Raw genomic sequence first — 17,747 nt, forward strand, 5'->3', positions numbered from 1 at the left:
ACCGGAGGCTCTCCCACAGGGGTCGTCAGCCGAGGGCCTTGTCCAGGTTGAACGCGGCGCTGATCAGGGCGAGATGGGTGAACGCCTGCGGGAAGTTGCCCTGTTGCTCACCGGTGTTGCTGATCTCCTCGGCGTACAGGCCCAGATGGTTGGCGTACGTCAGCATCTTCTCGAAGGCAAGGCGGGCTTCGTCGATGCGGCCGGCGTGGACCATGGCCTCGACGTACCAGAACGAGCAGATGGAGAAGGTGCCCTCGTCGCCGCGTAGTCCGTCGGGGCTGGCCATCGGGTCGTAGCGGTAGACGAGGGAGTCGGACACCAGCTCCTTGGTCAGCGCGTCCAGTGTGGACAGCCACTTGGGGTCGGTCGGGGCGATGAACTTCGTCAGCGGCATCATCAGGACGGCCGCGTCCAGGACGTCGTCGTCCTCGTGCTGGACGAAGGCCTGGCGGGCCTCGGACCAGCCGTGGGTCATGATCCGCCGGTAGATCGTGTCCCGGGCCTCGCGCCAGCGCGGCAGATCGGCGGGCAGCCCGCGCCGGTTGGCCATGCGGATGGCCCGCTCGATCGCCACCCAGCACATCAGCCGCGAGTACAGGAAGTTCTTGCGGCCGCCGCGGGTCTCCCAGATCCCCTCGTCGGGCTGGTTCCAGTGCTCGCACACCCACTCCACCAGCGCGCACACGTCGTCCCACTGGTCGCTGGAGATCGGCTTGGCCCATTTGTCGTAGAGGTAGATCGAGTCGATGAGGGCGCCGTGGATGTCGAGCTGGAGCTGGTCGGCCGCCGCGTTGCCGACCCGTACCGGAGCCGAGCCGTGGTGGCCCTCGAAGTGCTCGAGTTCGCGTTCGGTGAGGTCGGTGCGGCCGTCGATGCCGTACATGATCTGCAGCGGGGCGGAGTGCCCGTCGGTCGACGGACTGACGTGCTGGGTCAGGAACTTCATGAACGCCTCGGCCTCGTCGGTGAACCCGAGGCGCAGCAGCGCGTACACGCAGAAGGCGGCGTCGCGCACCCACACGTACCGGTAGTCCCAGTTGCGTTCGCCGCCCAGCTGCTCGGGCAGGCTCGTCGTCGGCGCGGCGACGATCGCGCCGGTGGGCGCGTAGGTGAGCAGCTTCAGGGTGAGGGCGGAGCGGTGCACCATCTCCCGCCAGCGGCCCCGGTACTTGGAGGCGGACAGCCAGCGACGCCAGTACGCCACGGTCGTGCCGAACTGCTCCTCCGCCTCCAGCTTCGCGCACCGGCGCGGTTGGAGGTCACCGCCGAGCTGGTCCAGCGCGAACACCGCCGTCTCGCCCTCCGAGAGCTTGAAGTCGGCCCGCGCGTCCAGCCCCTCGGCCGCGAGCGGCACCGTCGCGGTCAGGGCGAGGGAGAGTCCGTCGGAGGCGAAGACCGCGGCCGCGCCGGCCATGTGCACGGTGTGCGGCCGGGTGCCGTAGTCGAAGCGCGGGGCGACCCGGGTGCGGAACGGTATGGAGCCGCGCACGCACACCACACGCCGGATCAGTCGATGCCGCTCGGCCTCCACCTTCCCGCCGTTCACGGGCATGAAGTCCTGCACCTCGCCGACACCGTCCTCGGTGAAGAACCGGGTGATCAGCACGTTGGTGTCGGGGAAGTAGAACTGCTTCGTCTTGGCCGGCACGGTCGCGGCGAGCTCGAAGCACCCGCCGCGTTCGGCGTCCAGGATCGAGGCGAAGACGCTGGGCGCGTCGAAGGCCGGGCAGCAGTACCAGTCGATGGTGCCGTCGGTCCCGACGAGGGCCACGGTGCGCAGGTCGCCGATCAGACCGTGCTCGGCGATCGGCAGATAGCGCGGGCCGGCCCCGGGGACCTCCTGATCGCTCACTCGTGCGCCCATCGTGGCCTCCCTGCCCCGGACACGCATCCCGCCCTCAGCCTAGGCGGAATCGACGCCGTGAGCGCGCGGATCTCGGGGAGAGAACACACCGCGCCAGCCGGTCACGCCCCGGAGAAGGTCGGCTCGGACGGCGAGGCCGCGGGCCACCGCCGGGGTGGTCGGGCCGCCTGTGAGGCCCACCGCCTCACCGGGCATGATCAGATCGGCGGCCTCCTTCGAGATCCCCCTGCTCCTCGGAAGCGTCCGCGACGTCGAGCCCGCCGCGGTCCACGAGCAGCTCTCGCAGCGCCTTCCAGCGGGGCCCCCGCGACATCAGCGCCCTCCGTTCCTCGATCTCCGGCGATCCCGGCGTGCACGACCTCGTCCTGACTGCTTGATTATGCTCGAAAGTCGGCTATATCTTGCAAGAACAATCACGAGCAGGGGAGGGCTCCGGCATGACCCATGTCGAGGACGAGCTGACCAGTCAGCCCGAGTGCTGGACGCGCGCCGCCGCCGAAGCGGAACGGCACGGCGGGGCGCTCCCGGCGCCCGGGGAGCGGGTCGCGATCGTCGGCTGCGGCACCTCGTACTTCATGGCGCAGTCGGTCGCGGCACTGCGCGAGGGCGCGGGGCAGGGCGAGACGGACGCCTTCGCCGCCTCGGAGTTCCCGCACGGACGCGCCTACGATCGTGTCCTGGCCCTGACCCGCTCCGGCACCACCACCGAAGTCCTGCACCTGCTGGCCGAGTTGAAGGGCAGCACGCGGACGACGGCCATCACCGCAGACCCCGGCACCCCGGTCATGACGGCCGCCGACGAGGTCGTCGTGCTCGACTTCGCCGACGAACGCTCGGTCGTACAGACCCGGTTCGCCACCACCGCCCTCACCCTCCTCCGTGCCCACCTCGGGCTGCACACGGACGCCGTGGTCGCCGACGCCCGCACCGCGTTGGCGACCCCGCTGCCCGAAGGGCTCGTCGAGTGCACGCAGTTCACCTTCCTCGGCCGGGGCTGGACGGTGGGACTGGCGAACGAGGCGGGACTGAAGATGCGCGAGGCATCCCTCGCCTGGACCGAGGCGTACCCGGCGATGGAGTACCGCCACGGACCGATCAGCATCACCACCCGTGGCACCGCGACCTGGATGCTGGGCGAGGCCCCCGACGGGCTCGCCGAACAGGTGCGGCGTACGGGCGGGTTGTGGGTGGCGGGCGACCTCGACCCGCTGGCCGAACTGGTCCGGGCCCAGCGCCTCGCCGTCGCCGTCGCCGCCGCGCGCGGCCTCGACCCGGACCGGCCCCGCCATCTCACCCGCTCGGTGATCCTCGCGCCCTGACGCCCAGATGCGTCCTGACGGTCAGATTCGCCCTGACGCCCAGAAAGGCAGCAATCGTGCCCCTCGCCACCACCGGTGAACTCGTCACCCGGGCCGCAGCGGCACAGTCCGCCGTCCCCTCCTTCAACATCATCACGCTGGAACACGTCGAGGCCGTGATCGCAGGTGCCGAAGCCGCCGGAGCTCCGGTCGTCCTCCAAGTCAGCGAGAACGCCGTCAAGTTCCGCTATGGCAGCCTGCTGCCGCTGGCCCGGGCCGCCGCCGTCGCCGCCGAACGCGCCGCCGTCCCCGTCGCGTTGCACCTCGACCACGTCCAGAGCGACGACCTGCTGCGCCAGGCGCCCGGCGCCGGTTTCAGCTCGGTCATGTACGACGCGGCCCGGCTGCCCTACGAGGAGAACCTCGCGGCGACCCGCGCCGCCGCCGACTGGGCGCACGGCCAAGGCCTGTGGATCGAGGCGGAGTTGGGTGAGATCGGTGGCAAGAGCGGGCGGCCCGCGCTGGACGCCCATGCCCCGGGCGCCCGTACCGACCCCGACCAGGCCCGCGCCTTCGTGGCCGACTCAGGGGTCGACGCGCTCGCCGTCGCCATCGGCAGCACCCACGCCATGACCACCCGCACCGCCGCCCTCGACCACGCCCTGCTCAAACGCCTGACCGCCGTGCTCGACGTCCCGCTCGTCCTGCACGGCTCCTCCGGCGTGCCCGACGACGAACTCGCCCGTGCGGTCGCGGGCGGCATCGCCAAGGTCAACGTCGGCACCGCGCTCAACATCGCCATGACGGCCGCCATCCGGGAGTTCCTCGCCGCGCACCCCGACGCGGTCGACTCGCGCCAGTACCTGAGCGTGGGCCGTGAGGCGATGGTGCGCACGGTCACGGACATCGTCCGCACCCTCGCCTGACTACCGCTTGACCGCCACTACCGCTTGACCGCCTTGAGCACCACGAACTTCGGGTCACCGGCGATCAGTTGACTGTTGCCGAACAGCCGGCGCAGCTTGAGGTGGTACCCCAGGTGCCGGTTGCCGACCACCCACAGCTCACCACCGGGCCGCAACACTCGCTTCGCCCCGGTGAACATCCGCCAGGCCGTCGCGTCGGTCGTCGCCTGGTGCGAGTGGAACGGCGGATTGTTCAGCACCAGGTCCGCGCTCCCGGCCGGGACCCCGGCCAGCCCGTCCCCGACCCGGAACTCGGCGCGTCCTGCCACCCCGCTCGCCCGGTATGTCGCCTCCGCCGAGGCCACCGCCTGGAACGACTCGTCCACGAACAGCACCTCGGCGTCCGGGTCGGCGACCGCCATCGCCGTCCCCACGACCCCGTTCCCGCAGCCCAGGTCCACCACCCGGCGGCCGCCCCGGGCGCTGGGCAGATGCCCCAGGAAGAACCGCGTCCCGATGTCCAGCCGGTCAGCGCAGAACACCCCGCCGTGATTGACGACCGTCCGCCCAGAGACCGGACCGATGCCGTCCGGCAGCGCATAGCTGTACGGCCACGGATTGCCGGGCCGCTCCAGCGTCGGATCCGGCGTGCAGAAGATCAGCCGCGCCTTCTTCTCCGCCAGTGAGGTGCGGGTCGGTCCGAGGATCCGCTCGAACAGCTGCAGCGTCGAGGTGTGGATCTCCTTCACCATCCCCGTACCGACGACCACGGTCCCCTCGTGCACGGCGGGCGCCAGCCGCAGCAGCTGGTCCTCCAGCAGCGCGAGACTCTTCGGCACCCGCACCAGCAGCACGTCGATCCGCTCGGGTGGGTCGTCCTGCGTGGTCAGCAGCTCTACGGCACCCGCTTCGACGCCGTTGCGGGCGAGGTTGGCCCTGGTGGCCTCCTGCGCGAGGAAGGAGTCCGTGATCTGCACGGGCCGGTGCTCCGCCAGCGAGGTCACCAACGCGCCCCACCGGTCCCCGACGACCACGACCGTGCCGTCCAGGCGTACCTTCTCCTGCGCGAGATGCCTCAGCAGATACTCGTCGGAGGCGTCCCAGGCACGCAGCCGGTCGCGCGGATCCTCGGGAAACCGGGCCAGCGCGAGCTCGCCCCACGGCGTCGTCATACGGTCGTTCATCGTCCGACCAGGCTAGCGGAGCCCCAGCTCAGGGCTGATCGGGGAGGATGGGTGGGCTGCTGTCCCGGACCCGCACCTGCATCGTGTACGGCAGGGTCGGCCGCCTGTGGCCCCGGCGCCTGCGGATCATGGGAGACTCGCCCTCATGAGCGGCAAGGCGGACCCCCGGCCGGCGGGGGAAGGAACCACCTCGAGGACGCGGTTGGACCGGGGGCGCGGTGCGCTCGGGCCCGCGTTGGAGCTCGTGCACACCGGGCGTGCGCCGACCCGGGCCGTGCTCACCGCCGAGCTCGGGGTGACCCGGGCGACGGCCGGTGCCGTCGCCGCCGAGCTGGAGGCACTCGGGCTGATCAGGGTCGACGCCCGGCCCGGCGCGGCGGCCGGATCGCAGGGCAGGCCCTCGCACCGGCTGGCGGTGGCCGACGAGGGGCCGGTCGTGCTCGCCGCCCAGGTGCATGCCGACGGGTTCCGGGCGGCGCTGGTGGGCCTCGGCGGACGGATCGTCGCCACCGCGCCCGGCTGCGAGACCGTCGACGCCGACCCGGCCAAGGTGCTCGGCTCGGTCGTCGATGCGGGCGCGGAACTGCTGCGGGAGACGGGACGGCGCTGTGTCGGCGCCGGTCTCGCCGTACCGTCCGCCGTCGCCGAACCCGACGGTCTCGCCCTCAACCCCCTCCACCTGGCCTGGCCTGTCGGCGCCCCCGTCCGGCGGATCTTCGCGGAGCGGGTGCGCGCGGCCGGGATCACCGGACCGGCCTTCGCGGCCAACGACGTCAACCTCGCCGCCCTCGCCGAACACCGGCACGGCGCCGGCCGCGGCGCCCGGGACCTGCTGTGCGTGGCCACCGGACACCGCGGCGTGGGCGGCGCGCTGGTCCTCGACGGCCGTCTGCACACGGGAAGTTCGGGCCTCGCCCTGGAGGTCGGCCACCTCACCGTCAACCCAGCGGGCCGCCCCTGCCACTGCGGCAGCCGCGGCTGCCTGGACGTCGAGGCCGACCCGCTGGCCCTGCTGACGGCCGCCGGGCGTGATCCGGGCCCGGCGGACTCCCTGCTCAAACAGGCCGACGACCTGGTCCGCGACCACTACGCCGACCCGACCGTGCGCAGGGCCGCCGAGACCCTCATCGACCGCCTGGGCCTGGGCCTCGCAGGCCTCGTCAACATCCTCAACCCCGACCGCATCATCCTCGGCGGCCTGCACCGCACCCTCCTCGACGCCGATCCCGACCGGCTACGCGCCGTCGTGGCCGACCGCAGCCTGTGGGGGCAGAGCGGCAGCGTGCCGATCCTGCCCTGCACCCTGGATCACAACAGCCTGGTCGGAGCGGCGGAGTTGGCGTGGCAGCCGGTGCTGGACGATCCCCTGGCCGCGCTCGGAGCCTGAGTGCGACGTACTCTCGGGGCATGCGGATCTCCGTCTCCTCCGACATGGACGAACCTGTGGCGCGCTCGCTCCTCGCGCAGCTGACCGAGCGGGGCCACGAGGTCGTGACGCACGGCGCGCTGAGCCCCGGCGACGACCCCCAGTGGGCCGCCTGCTCGGAGGCGGCCGCCCGGGACGTCGCCTCCGGCGCCTCGGACCAGGCGGTCGTGTGCTGCTGGACCGGCACCGGCGCCTCCATCGCCGCGAACAAGGTGCCGGGCGTACGGGCCGCCCTGTGCACCGACGCCTACACCGCGGACGGCGCCCGCCGCTGGAACGACGCCAATGTGCTCGCCCTCAGTCTGCGGCTGACGTCGGAGCCGCTGCTGAAGGAGATCCTCGACGCCTGGTTCGCCGGCGAGGCCAGCGCGGACGCCGAGGACCGGCAGAACGTGGAACGCGTCGAGCGTCTCGACGGCGACAGGGCGACCGCCTGAGTCACTGACACGAGGCCCTGGCGGCGGCGGCGAAACTGCGCCCCTCGGTGGACATCTCCGTGGCCTAGGCCGAGTGTCAGTGGCCACGGATAGCCTGCGCGCATGACCGAGAGAACAGACGGCGACCGCCGCTTTCCGCCCGCTCTGGCCGCAGTGGCCCAGGTGGAGTTCGACTACGACGACGGCGAGGGCGTCGACTTCGAGCCGTACGACGCCTTCGACTCCGCCGTGGAGACCACCGACTGGCTGCGCAACTGGACCGGCAACCGGGACGTCGACGGTGACGCCTACCGGGTCTTCGGGCAGGACGGCACCGGCGGCCTGGCCGCCCTCTGGTGTGTGCGACCCGGGCGACCGCTCCCTGAACAGCCCGTGGTGTTCCTCGGTTCGGAGGGGGAGCGGGGCGTGGTCGCCGGCAGCCTCTCCGACTTCCTGTGGCTGCTGGCCGACGGCCTCGGACCGATGGAGGTCGTCGAGTTCGGCCGACGCGATGCCCGGCCGAGTGCGGAGCTGACGAAACTCGCCGAGGAGCACGCCACGTCTCCGCGCCGCCCGGCCGAGGAGATCATCGCCGAGGCCCAGGCGGAGTTCCCGACCTTCTCCGACGACCTCGACGAACTCTGCCGCTGAGGCCGGTCCCGGACGGTCAGCGCCACTCCACCCCGAACGCGCGGCCCGGGTTCCGCGTGAAGATCCGGTCCACGAGGTCGTCGCCCAGCGCCAGGGCGAGCCGCGGCCGGACCCTTCGCAGCAGATACGGCATCCCCGGGCCGCCGTTGACCGAGCGGGCGCTGTCCGTCACGGTGTCCCCACCGAGCAGGAGTCGGTCACCGAAGCCCGCCTCGGCGAGGGCCGCCACGGCGTCGGGCATGCGCCAGTCGGTGGCGTGATGGGTACGTGACGGACCGTCGAAGGCCAGATACGCACCCGTCTCCGCGGCCTGGCGTTGCACCACGAAGTCGGGGGAGCGGTTCACGTGGCCGAGGATCACCCGGTGCGGCGGAACCCCCAACTCGCCGCAGAGCAGGTCCAGTACGTCCAGCGCGCCCGTCCCCAGCTCCAGGTGCACGGCGATCGGGGCGCCCGTCGCCCGGTGCGCCTCGGCCGCCGCGGTCATCGTCCAGCGGGCGTGCGCGTCGAGGGCGTGGAACCCGTCGGCGACCTTGATGAGCCCCGCCCGCACCCCTGACGTGCCGATACCGTCGGTGAGTTCGGAGACGAACACCTCGGCCAGCTTTCCGCGCAGCCCGGCGAGCATGTCCTCGGTGTAGTGGGCGGCCTGGTGCAGCCCGGTCGCCGCCACCACGTGCACCCCGGTCTCCCGGGACAGCGACGGCAGATCGGCTGCCCGCCGCCCCAGGCCATACGGCGTCCACTGCACCACCGCGCCACCCCCTTGAGCCCGGAACGCGGCCAGTTCCTCCCGCGCCGCGCCCAGGGACCGCAACTCCTGACCCGGCAGCAGCGGAGTGCCGAAGAACAGATGGTCGTGCGCGTCGCACACACCCAGCTCCTGCGGCCGTACGTCCCCCAGTACCGTGCGGACCGCACTCACCACTGTCGCCCCCGCGGCAACCGCTCCCGACCCGGCGCCGACGTGTGCAGCACCTGGAACACATCCCCCTCGGCCTTGGGCGCGTCGTGCCCCCAGAGCGAGAAGTGGACCAGCTCCCAACGGCTCGTGTCCACGGCGGCAGCCGCGAGCACCGCCCCGTCCTCCCCGGCCAGCCGCTCGGTCTCCCGTGCCGCGTCGCCCATGACCTGGGCCAACTCCGCTCCCTCCGGTACGAGTCGGCGCCCGCGCACCGCGAACCGGGCGAGTGAACCGGCGGCGCTCCCCTCCTCGTACGCCACTCCCGACCACTGCCGCACCGACGGCCGCCCGAAGTCATCGCTGAGGCCCTGGAAGGCGCCGCCCCAGAGGAAGGAGTTCATGCCCTCCATGGTGTTCCAGAGATAGAAGGGCGCGTACTGGTTGACCGGAGACCCGAACTGCCCGCGCTCGCGCAGGAGATACGTCTTGACGCCCAGCCCCTCCCAGTCGTCCAGCAGATGCCCGATCCGTGCGACGCGGGCACGGATGATGCCCGTGTCGTAGTCGGCGGGCAGGGTCAGCTCGTACTGCATGGCGTGCATCCGGTGCCTCCTCAGGCCGGGGGTGCGAGCAGGGAGAGCAGTCCGCGGACGCCGGCGTCGAAGGCGGCGGGGGAGCCGGAGGCGCGGGCCAGGACGTAACCGCCCTGCACGGTCGCGAGAACCGTCGCTGCGATCTCCTCGCCGTCCAGCGCGGGCCCGAACAGGCCCTGTTCCTTGCCCTCCTCGACGATTCCGGCGATCAGCTCGCGGATGGCGTCGAGCGTCTCGTCGACCGGGGCGCGCAGTTCGTCGCTCGCGATGACGTCCGGGTCCATGGTCAGACGGCCGATCGGGCAGCCGCGCAACACGTCGCGCTCGCGCAGCAGATACGCCTCGATGCGCTCGTACGGCGTCCCCGGCCCGCCGAGTACTCCCTCGGCGGTGGCCCGCATCTCCTCGGCCGTCCGCCGGATCGCCGCGAGCGCGAGATCCGGCTTGCCCTTGAAGTGGTGGTACATGCTGCCCTGTCCGGCGCCCGCCCGCTCCAGGATCGCCTTGGGGCTGGTGCCCACGTAGCCGCGCTCCCACAGCAGCTCACGGGTGGATTCGACGAGTCGGTCCGCAGTGCTCATGAAGCAACTGTACATACTAGTAGTTACAGACGTCGAGGGCGGAGGAAGCAGCGGCGGAAGGCGCTCGTACTCCCCGGGAGGTAGGCGCACTGCCGCTGGCCGTACGACGACCCGGACCCCCTTCCGGCGCGAGTCTCGAGGCATCACCCACAGGACCCTGATGAGGAGATGACCCGAGATGCAGACCCTTGCCGACTGGCACGGCGGCCCCGGCCCCTGGATCCTCTTCTTCCCGCTGATCTGGGCGGCCGTCGTGATCGGCGTCGCCACCTTCCTGCGCCGTACCGTCCGGCGCGGCCGCCGCGGACCCTGGCACCCGATGGACGACCGGCCCACCGGCGACTCGCCCCTCGCCGTACTCGGCCGGCGCTTCGCCTCCGGTGAGATCGACGAGGACGAGTACTGGCGTCGGCTGTCCGTCCTGGACGAGCAGTTCGGCCGCAAGGGCGGTGCCGCATGACGACCGCGACCACCGTGCGGACGGCCGCCCGGGTCGTCGACGCCGTGAAGGTGTACGGCCGCGGCGACACCGAGGTCAGGGCCCTGGACGGGGTGAGCGTCGACTTCCCCGCCGGCCGCTTCACCGCGATCATGGGCCCCTCGGGCTCCGGGAAGTCCACGTTGATGCACTGCGCGGCCGGCCTCGACACGCTCACCTCCGGCACCGCCCACATCGGTGACACCGACCTCGGCGCCCTCGACGACCGCCGGCTCACCCTCCTGCGCCGCGACCGCGTCGGCTTCGTCTTCCAGGCGTTCAACCTGGTGCCCACACTGACCGTCGCCGAGAACATCACCCTTCCCCTGGACCTCGCGGGCGGCAGGGGCGACCTGGAGTGGATCGACGCGCTGATCGACGTCGTCGGTCTGCGCGACCGCCTGCACCACCGGCCCGCCGAACTCTCCGGCGGCCAGCAGCAACGCGTCGCCGTGGCACGGGCGTTCGCGGGCCGTCCGGACGTCGTCTTCGCCGACGAGCCGACCGGCAACCTCGACTCCCGGGCCGGCGGGGAGGTCCTCGGTCTGCTCGGCCGCACCGCGCGCGAGACCGCCCGCACGGTGGTCATGGTCACCCACGACCCGGTGGCCGCCGCCCACGCCGACGAGGTCGTCTTCCTCGCCGACGGACGCCTCGTCGACCGCATGGAAGCCCCCACTGCCGACAGGGTCCTGGACCGGATGAAAGCCTTCGAGGTGCCGTCATGAACGCCGCCGTCCGTCTGAGCGCCACCTCCCTGCGCGCCCACAAGCGCCGCTTCGCCGGCACCTTCCTCGCCGTCTTCCTCGGCGTGGCCTTCCTGGCCGGCACCCTCGTCATGGGCGACACGCTCCGTGCCGGCTTCGACACCATGTTCGGCGACGCGACCAGCGGCACGGACGCCGTCGTCCGCAGTACGGACACCATCACCACGCCCGGCGAGAGTCAGGGCGTACGGCAGCCGGTTCCCACCTCCCTGGTCACCACCCTCGCCAGGGTGCCGGGCGTCGCGGCCGCCGAGCCCGACATCGAAGGCGCCGGCCAGCTCGTCGGCAGCAACGGCAAGGCCATCGGCGGCCAGGGCCCGCCCACCCTCGCCGGGAACTGGATCACCGACCCGAAGCTGAACCCGTACCGACTCGCCCAGGGCCGCACCCCGCGGCGGACGGGCGAGGTCGTCGTCAACCGGGGCGCCGCGAAGAAGGGCGATCTGCGGATCGGCGACACCACGACCCTGCGCACCCCGGACCCGGTCAAGGTGACGATCGTGGGCCTCGCGACCTTCGGGGGCGAGGACGGCATGGCCCAGGTGACCTTCACCGGCATGACCCGCGCCGACGCCGAGAAGTACCTCTCGGCCAGGCCCGGACAGGCGGCGAGCATCAAGGTGCGGGCCGGCCCCGGCATCGGCGAGAAACAGCTCGTCGACCGCCTGACTCCGGTCCTTCCCAAGGGTGTTGAGGCGATCACCGGTCAGGAGTCGGCGCAGGAGAACTTCGACATGATCTCCAGCCAGTTCCTGACGATCTTCACCACCTTCCTCCTCGTCTTCTCCGGCGTCGCCCTGCTGGTCGCGACCTTCTCCATCCATAACACCTTCGCCATCGTCGTCGCCCAACGCACCCGCGAGAACGCCCTGTTGCGGGCTCTTGGCGCCTCACGCCGACAGGTCACCGCGACCTCCCTGGTCGAGGCAACCGCCGTCGCCGTGGCCGCGTCGGCAGCGGGTCTCGCGGGCGGCATCGGCATCGCCGCCGGCCTGCAAGCCCTCTTCCCGGCCATAGGATTCCCCTTCCCCGACGGCGACTTGGTGATCAGCGCGCTGTCCATGGCACTGCCGCTCGCGGTCGGCATCGTGGTCTGCCTCGGCTCGGCGCTCCTGCCCGCCGTACGCGCCGGCCGCACCGCCCCGCTGGCGGCCCTGCGGGAGACGGCCGTCGACACCTCCGGCGCCTCGCGCACCCGCGCGGTCGCCGGTCTGGGCCTGGCCGCCCTCGCCGTCGCGGCGACGCTCAGCGGAGTGCTGGTCTCACCGTCCGTGTGGACGGCGGGACTCGGCGCCGTACTAGCCCTGGTCGCCTTCGTGGTCCTGGGGCCGGTCGCCGCCACCACCGCCCTGCGGGTTCTCGGCGCGCCGCTGGGCGGACTCCGGGGCGTCACCGGCGCTCTGGCGCGCCGCAACGCGCTGCGCAGCCCCAGGCGGACGGCCGCCACGGCCAGTGCGCTGATGATCGGCGTGGCGGTCGTGTCCCTGTTCACGGTCTTCGGCGCCTCGCTCAAGGCCACCATGGACCAGACCGTCTCCCGCTCCTTCGCCGGCGACGTGGCGGTCAGCACCCCGTCCTTCGGCGCGGGCGGCAGCGGACTGAGCCCGCGCCTGGCCGGAGCGATCCAGCGGCTGCCGCAGGTCGACACGGCCGTGGGCCTCGGCCGCGGAGTGGCGAAAGTGGACGGAGCGGGACGGGCCCTGACGGTCACCGACCCCGTCGCCCTGCAACGCACCTTCGACCTCGGCACCGTCCAGGGCTCCCTGCGCGACCTGGGCACCGACGGCATCGCCATCACCCGCAAGGAGGCGGCCGAACAGCATCTCGCCACCGGCGACAGGGCCCAACTCACCTTCACCGACGGCAAGAAGGAGACCTTCACGGTCCGCGCCCTGTACGGCCGGTCCGAACTCGCCGGTGACTACGTCATCACACGGGCGGCCTGGGCCCCGCACCGCACCCAGGACTCCGACACCCTGGTCGCCGTCACGTTCAAGAAGGGTGTGAGCGCGGACGCGGGCAAGGCGGCGGTCGGGAAAGTGGCCGCGCGGTACGGCAATCCCAGCGTCCAGACCCGCCACGAGTACGCCCAGTCCTCGGCCGGTGGCATCGACATGATGCTCACGCTCGTCTACGCCCTGCTCGCCCTCGCGGTCCTCATCGCACTGCTCGGCATCGCCAACACACTCACCCTGGCGATCCATGAACGCACGCGCGAACTGGGCCTGTTGCGTGCGGTGGGCCAGACCCGCGCGCAACTTCGGGCCATGGTCCGCTGGGAGTCGGTCCTGGTCGCCGCCTTCGGCACCGCCGGCGGGCTCGGCCTGGGCGCCTTCCTCGGCTGGGTCCTGGTCAAGGCGTCGGACGGCGCGAGCGACAGCAGCTTCGCCTTCGCGATCCCGCCCGCCCAACTGCTCGTCGTGGCCCTGGTGGGCCTCGCCGCGGGCGCCCTCGCGGGCCTCCGCCCGGCCCGGCGTGCGGCACGTCTGGACGTGCTGCACGCGATAGCCGCCGAATAGGCGCGCCGACGGGCCGACCCGCTCAGACGATCACCGCCCGGTCAACCGCCAACGGCTGACCGGGCGGGAGCAACTCCGGCCCGGTGGCCCTCGGCCACGGGCTCGACCTCGACGAACCGGCGCACCGGTTTCTCGGCCACGCGGCGCGGTGGACGGGCCGGTGCCGTGAGCGCGGCCGGCGCGGCGGGCAGGGTGAACCAGACGACCTTGCCCGACTCGCCGTCCGGGCGCACCCCCCAGCTCTCGCTGACGGCCGCCACCATGGCCAGCCCGCGCCCGCTCGTGGCGGAGGACTCCACGTCCCGCACCTCGGGCAGCCGGGGGTCGTGGTCGCGCACGGAGACGGTGAGCCGGTCCAGCAGCAGCTCGATCTCCACGGTGCACACCTTGTCCGGCTGGGCATGCCGGTGCACATTGCTCAGCAGCTCGGTCAGACCGAGCGCCGCACGGTCTATGAGGGCGTCCATGTGCCAGTAGCGCAACTGCGCTGAAAGGATTCTGCGGACCTGGCCGATCCGCGACGGCAGGGCTTGGAGCTCCACCGTGCAGTGCCTGCTTGGGTGACTGATCACGGCTGCGACTCCCCGACTTGAGGTCCGGAAGAACACGGGATTCGGATCCAGCAACGGGCCGGTGAGAAACGGACGGCTGCTGTCGTGCCCGGCGGCTGGTTCGCAGCGTTATCGCCGGTAAACCCAGAGTGACGTGAGACAAGCGTGACGCAGGGGGTGCCAGAGCGCAACTCATCGTGAAGAAGCAGTCGCCCTCCGTCGTCGGACCACGCCGTCAGCCGCCACGCCCTGCGGCCCGCCGCACGGCCTCGATGAACCGGCGCGCCGCCGGCGGCCCCGGCTCGCCCGGCGCCGGATCGTGCTCGCCCAGGGTCAGCGTGTACCGCTTGCCGTTGAGGTCCGCGAGCGCCCGGTCCTCCGCCGCGAACCAGGGCTTCGAGGCCCGTACGGCCTGCACCGGCGCGCTGTCGATCTCGCTGCCGTAGCTGGTGAGCAACTCGAGCCTGCCGTCGCTGATCCGGACCTGCCCGGCCCGGGTGAGTGAACGCAGCCGCTTCCCGATCCGCACGCCCGTCGCCGTGAACTCCGGCTCCGCCATGCCGCCCGCCCCCTCGTACGCGTTCGGTCGCGCCGGCCCGTGCGCCCACGTGGGCCCTGGCTCAGCGCGTTCGTGATCCAGTGTGCGTCCCCGTTCGGTGCAGTCTGCCCGCACCCGGCGTCGAGCACCAGTGCGCACGGCCCGTCCGGCCGGGGCGCTCGGAGCACTCGCGCGAATGCGCCCCCACGCCCCCCGCGCCGCTGCCCCAGGCCCTGCTTTGGGTTGCTCAAAGCGGTGTTTATGCAGGTGAGAAGCGTGTGGAAGGTGCATATGATCGGTGCGTCGGCAGCGCGATGTGCCGTCGGCGCGCAGCGTAAGGAGCCCCGCCGTGACCACCCCCCAGCAGACCCGGACCGGCGCGACCCTCGACGTCGACCACAGCGACGCCGACTATCGCGACTGGCTCAAAGAAGCCGTCCGGAAAGTGCAGGCCGACGCGAACCGCTCGGCGGACACGCACCTTCTCCGCTTCCCGCTCCCCGAGAGGTGGGGCATCGACCTGTACCTGAAGGACGAGTCCACCCACCCCACCGGCAGTCTCAAGCACCGCCTCGCCCGCTCGCTCTTCCTCTACGGCCTGTGCAATGGCTGGATCCGTCCGGACCGCCCGGTGATCGAGGCGTCCAGCGGCTCGACGGCCGTCTCCGAGGCGTACTTCGCGAAGCTGATCGGCGTGCCGTTCATCGCGGTCATGCCCGCCACGACGAGCGCCGAGAAGATCCGCCTCATCGAGTTCCACGGTGGGCGGTGCCACTTCGTGGACGACTCGCGCCGGATGTACGAGGAGTCGGCCCGTCTGGCGGTGGAGACGGGCGGCCACTACATGGACCAGTTCACCTACGCGGAACGGGCCACGGACTGGCGCGGCAACAACAACATCGCCGAATCCATCTTCCGGCAGCTGGAGTTGGAGCGTTTCCCGGAGCCCGCGTGGATCGTCGCCACGGCCGGCACCGGAGGCACCTCCGCGACCCTCGCCCGCTACGTCCACTACACCCAGCGCGACACCCGCATCTGTGTCGCCGACCCCGAGAACTCCTGTTTCTTCGAGGGCTGGACCACCGGCGATCCGGACGTCACCTGCGACTGCGGCTCGCGCATCGAGGGCATCGGCCGGCCCCGGATGGAACCGAGCTTCGTGCCCGGCGCGATCGACCGGATGATGAAGGTGCCGGACGCGGCCAGCGTGGCCGCCGTACGGGCGCTGGAACGGGCCATCGGCCGCAAGGCGGGCGGCTCGACCGGCACCGGGGTGTGGTGCGCGCTGAAGATCGTCGCCGAGATGGTGGCCCAGGGCCGGCGGGGGAGCGTGGTGACCCTGCTGTGCGACCCGGGCGACCGCTACCTCGACAAGTACTACTCGGACACGTGGCTCACCGCGCAGGGCCTGGACATCCAGCCGTACACCACGGCGATCGACTCCCTGCTGGAAACGGGCGTGTGGCCCTGCTGAGCGGACCTGGTGAAGTCCGCTGCGGTTCGGCAGCGTCCCCGAAGGGGCGCGGGGAGCTGCGTGACCGGCCACGACGGCGCATCCGGCACTTCCAGCGGAGCGCTCAGCCCTGCAGGCGCCGGTCCAGTGACACGACCGCGTCGCGGAAGGCCCGGCCGAGTCCCGCGCGGGCCGTCCTCAGGGCGAAGCGGAAGAGGGCCGTCCCGTCCGCGCCGAACGTCCACTGCACCCGGGTGCCGGTCCCGGCCGGCACCAGCCGCCACTCCTCGGCGAGGGCGCGGGCCCCGGGCGCGTTGGTCACGTCCACCCGGTAGGCGTACACCTCCGCCTCCTTCGCCGCGATCACCGTCTCGCGGAAGCGTCCGCCGCCCCTGAGCCGGATGTCACGCCCGGCACCGCCGTCGATCGCGCGGGCGTGCGTCACCGCCGCGAACCACTCCGCCCACCCCGGCACGTCGTCGTTGAGGGCGTGGAAGACCGCCTTGGGTGACGCGGAGATCTCCCGCGCGAACACCAGCCGTACGGGTGCCGTGTCGACGAAGTCGAGTCCGACGGGACGCAGACGATGGACCATGGACGTGAACCCCCTTGACGGAAAGGGTGGTTGACCGGGGCAACGTCACGATAACTGGCGGTCCGTCAGATGTCAGTACCGCCTGACCGGGATCAGTCCTCGTCCTCGCCCGCCACCACCAGCCGCCGCAGATGCTCGGCGATCTCCTCGCGCGCCTCGCCCGCCAGCCCGGCGTCCGTCACCAGCGTGTCGACCTGCTCCAGCGCGGCGAACGAACTCAGGCCCACCACACCCCACTTGGTGTGGTCGGCGACCACCACGACCCGCCGCGCCGACTGCACCAGACGACGGTTGGTCTCCGCCTCCGCGAGGTTCGGCGTGGACAGGCCGGCCTCGACCGATATCCCGTGCACACCGAGGAAGAGCACGTCGAAGTGGAGCGCCGCGATCGCCTGGTCGGCCACCGGCCCCACCAGCGAGTCGGACGGCGTGCGCACCCCGCCGGTCAGCACCACCGTGGCCGCGCCCTGCCGGGGGCCCGTGGTGCGCTGCGCCGCGTGGAAGACGTCAGCCACCCGCACCGAGTTGGTCACCACCGTCAGATCGGGCACGTCGACCAGCTGATGCGCCAGCGCGTACGTCGTCGTACCGCCCGACAGCGCGATCGCCGTACCCGGCGTGACCAGCTCGGCCGCCGAGCGCGCGATGTCCTCCTTGGCCGTCAGCTCCAGACCCGACTTCGCCTCGAAGCCCGGCTCGTGCGTGCTCGCCTCGACCACCGGCACCGCGCCGCCATGCACCTTCTCCAGCACGCCCTGCCGGGCCAGTGCGTCCAGATCACGGCGCACAGTCATGTCCGACACGCCGAGCTTGCGCGTCAGCTCGTTCACACGAACCCCGCCCCGGCGCCGTACCTCGTCCAGGATCAGGGAGCGCCGCTGCTCCGCGAGGAGGTTCTGATTCTCACTCACGTACGCTCCGGTCCTTTCGCCTCAATCAGCCCGCCACGCCCCCTCCGACGAGGGCATTCTTTCCCGCATGCGGTGCACGGGAGGTCCCATCCTCGCACGTGCCCCCGCCGATG

The 17,747-nt window shown here is 71.9% G+C and carries 18 protein-coding genes and 1 pseudogene; 9 read left to right on the top strand and 10 right to left on the bottom strand.

All coding sequences use genetic code 11. The annotated features are described in order from the left end of the window. Positions 1–25: 25 nt before the first annotated feature. Together ABZZ74_RS14635 and ABZZ74_RS14640 are read right to left on the bottom strand one after the other, a co-directional pair. On the bottom strand, positions 26–1,864 hold the full coding sequence (locus tag ABZZ74_RS14635) for a glycoside hydrolase family 15 protein (protein WP_356764668.1): 1,839 nt from the start codon (positions 1,862–1,864) through the stop codon (positions 26–28). A 114-nt stretch (positions 1,865–1,978) separates the two neighbouring features. After that, positions 1,979–2,177 (bottom strand): annotated as a pseudogene (locus ABZZ74_RS14640) (alkaline phosphatase); the annotation flags it as partial. Positions 2,178–2,301: 124 nt separating this feature from the next. On the opposite strand from ABZZ74_RS14640, the gene ABZZ74_RS14645 reads away from it, so the two are divergent. Together ABZZ74_RS14645 and ABZZ74_RS14650 are read left to right on the top strand one after the other, a co-directional pair. Continuing rightward, on the top strand, positions 2,302–3,183 hold the full coding sequence (locus ABZZ74_RS14645) for an SIS domain-containing protein (RefSeq protein WP_356764670.1): 882 nt from the start codon (positions 2,302–2,304) through the stop codon (positions 3,181–3,183). Positions 3,184–3,239: 56 nt separating this feature from the next. Continuing rightward, the gene (locus tag ABZZ74_RS14650) at positions 3,240–4,088 is read left to right on the top strand and encodes a class II fructose-bisphosphate aldolase (RefSeq protein WP_356764672.1); all 849 of its coding nucleotides are present in this window, start codon (positions 3,240–3,242) and stop codon (positions 4,086–4,088) included. 17 nt (positions 4,089–4,105) lie between these two features. Here ABZZ74_RS14650 and ABZZ74_RS14655 read toward each other — a convergent pair whose 3' ends face one another. Next, the gene (locus ABZZ74_RS14655) at positions 4,106–5,239 is read right to left on the bottom strand and encodes a methyltransferase (RefSeq protein ID WP_356764674.1); all 1,134 of its coding nucleotides are present in this window, start codon (positions 5,237–5,239) and stop codon (positions 4,106–4,108) included. 157 nt (positions 5,240–5,396) lie between these two features. Here ABZZ74_RS14655 and ABZZ74_RS14660 point away from each other — a divergent pair, with 157 nt between their 5' ends. The 3 genes from ABZZ74_RS14660 to ABZZ74_RS14670 all read left to right on the top strand — a co-directional run bounded on the left by ABZZ74_RS14660 (position 5,397) and on the right by ABZZ74_RS14670 (position 7,744). Continuing rightward, a complete protein-coding gene (locus ABZZ74_RS14660) occupies positions 5,397–6,638 on the top strand; it encodes an ROK family protein (RefSeq protein ID WP_356764676.1) in 1,242 nt (413 codons plus the stop codon). A gap of 20 nt (positions 6,639–6,658) precedes the next feature. Further along, positions 6,659–7,114 (top strand): RpiB/LacA/LacB family sugar-phosphate isomerase, encoded by a 456-nt coding sequence (locus tag ABZZ74_RS14665; protein WP_356764678.1) that lies wholly within the window; start codon positions 6,659–6,661, stop codon positions 7,112–7,114. A 102-nt stretch (positions 7,115–7,216) separates the two neighbouring features. Further along, positions 7,217–7,744 carry an SMI1/KNR4 family protein gene (locus ABZZ74_RS14670; protein WP_356764680.1) on the top strand — a complete coding sequence of 176 codons (528 nt, stop codon included), beginning with the start codon at positions 7,217–7,219 and terminating at the stop codon, positions 7,742–7,744. Positions 7,745–7,760: 16 nt separating this feature from the next. Here ABZZ74_RS14670 and ABZZ74_RS14675 read toward each other — a convergent pair whose 3' ends face one another. From ABZZ74_RS14675 to ABZZ74_RS14685, 3 genes are read right to left on the bottom strand one after another with little or no spacing between them, the layout of a single operon-like run. Further along, a complete protein-coding gene (locus ABZZ74_RS14675; RefSeq protein ID WP_356764682.1) occupies positions 7,761–8,669 on the bottom strand; it encodes a phosphotriesterase in 909 nt (302 codons plus the stop codon). Continuing rightward, positions 8,666–9,250, bottom strand: a complete 585-nt coding sequence (locus ABZZ74_RS14680) for a DUF4865 family protein (protein WP_356764684.1) — start codon at positions 9,248–9,250, stop codon at positions 8,666–8,668. Before ABZZ74_RS14680 ends, ABZZ74_RS14675 begins: the two co-directional genes overlap by 4 nt. Before the next feature lie 11 nt (positions 9,251–9,261). After that, entirely contained in the window at positions 9,262–9,822 is a 561-nt protein-coding gene (locus tag ABZZ74_RS14685) for a TetR/AcrR family transcriptional regulator (protein WP_356764686.1), read from the bottom strand. A gap of 178 nt (positions 9,823–10,000) precedes the next feature. Between ABZZ74_RS14685 and ABZZ74_RS14690 the strand changes: the two genes are divergently transcribed. The 3 genes from ABZZ74_RS14690 to ABZZ74_RS14700 are packed head-to-tail and all read left to right on the top strand — an operon-like array spanning position 10,001 to position 13,586. Continuing rightward, complete coding sequence (locus ABZZ74_RS14690; RefSeq protein WP_356764688.1) at positions 10,001–10,282, top strand: SHOCT domain-containing protein; 282 nt, start codon at positions 10,001–10,003, stop codon at positions 10,280–10,282. After that, positions 10,279–11,028 (top strand): ABC transporter ATP-binding protein, encoded by a 750-nt coding sequence (locus ABZZ74_RS14695; RefSeq protein ID WP_356764690.1) that lies wholly within the window; start codon positions 10,279–10,281, stop codon positions 11,026–11,028. Before ABZZ74_RS14690 ends, ABZZ74_RS14695 begins: the two co-directional genes overlap by 4 nt. Then, positions 11,025–13,586 carry an FtsX-like permease family protein gene (locus tag ABZZ74_RS14700; RefSeq protein ID WP_356764692.1) on the top strand — a complete coding sequence of 854 codons (2,562 nt, stop codon included), beginning with the start codon at positions 11,025–11,027 and terminating at the stop codon, positions 13,584–13,586. The genes ABZZ74_RS14695 and ABZZ74_RS14700 overlap by 4 nt, the downstream gene beginning before the upstream one ends. A gap of 41 nt (positions 13,587–13,627) precedes the next feature. Here the strand turns inward: ABZZ74_RS14700 and ABZZ74_RS14705 are convergent, their stop codons facing one another. Together ABZZ74_RS14705 and ABZZ74_RS14710 are read right to left on the bottom strand one after the other, a co-directional pair. Continuing rightward, the gene (locus tag ABZZ74_RS14705) at positions 13,628–14,158 is read right to left on the bottom strand and encodes an ATP-binding protein (RefSeq protein ID WP_356764694.1); all 531 of its coding nucleotides are present in this window, start codon (positions 14,156–14,158) and stop codon (positions 13,628–13,630) included. 214 nt (positions 14,159–14,372) lie between these two features. Then, positions 14,373–14,696, bottom strand: a complete 324-nt coding sequence (locus ABZZ74_RS14710; protein WP_133045141.1) for a hypothetical protein — start codon at positions 14,694–14,696, stop codon at positions 14,373–14,375. Between the two features lie 328 nt (positions 14,697–15,024). Here ABZZ74_RS14710 and ABZZ74_RS14715 point away from each other — a divergent pair, with 328 nt between their 5' ends. Then, positions 15,025–16,149, top strand: coding sequence for a PLP-dependent cysteine synthase family protein (locus ABZZ74_RS14715; protein WP_356764696.1), 1,125 nt, complete (start codon positions 15,025–15,027; stop codon positions 16,147–16,149). A gap of 103 nt (positions 16,150–16,252) precedes the next feature. Here ABZZ74_RS14715 and ABZZ74_RS14720 read toward each other — a convergent pair whose 3' ends face one another. Then, complete coding sequence (locus ABZZ74_RS14720; protein WP_356764698.1) at positions 16,253–16,723, bottom strand: SRPBCC family protein; 471 nt, start codon at positions 16,721–16,723, stop codon at positions 16,253–16,255. Between the two features lie 92 nt (positions 16,724–16,815). Next, positions 16,816–17,634 carry a DeoR/GlpR family DNA-binding transcription regulator gene (locus ABZZ74_RS14725; protein WP_356764700.1) on the bottom strand — a complete coding sequence of 273 codons (819 nt, stop codon included), beginning with the start codon at positions 17,632–17,634 and terminating at the stop codon, positions 16,816–16,818. Positions 17,635–17,747: the final 113 nt, after the last annotated feature.

Origin of the sequence: Streptomyces sp. NPDC006476 (genome assembly GCF_040612015.1) — a bacterium.
GTDB classification, from domain to species: domain Bacteria; phylum Actinomycetota; class Actinomycetes; order Streptomycetales; family Streptomycetaceae; genus Streptomyces; species Streptomyces griseorubiginosus_B.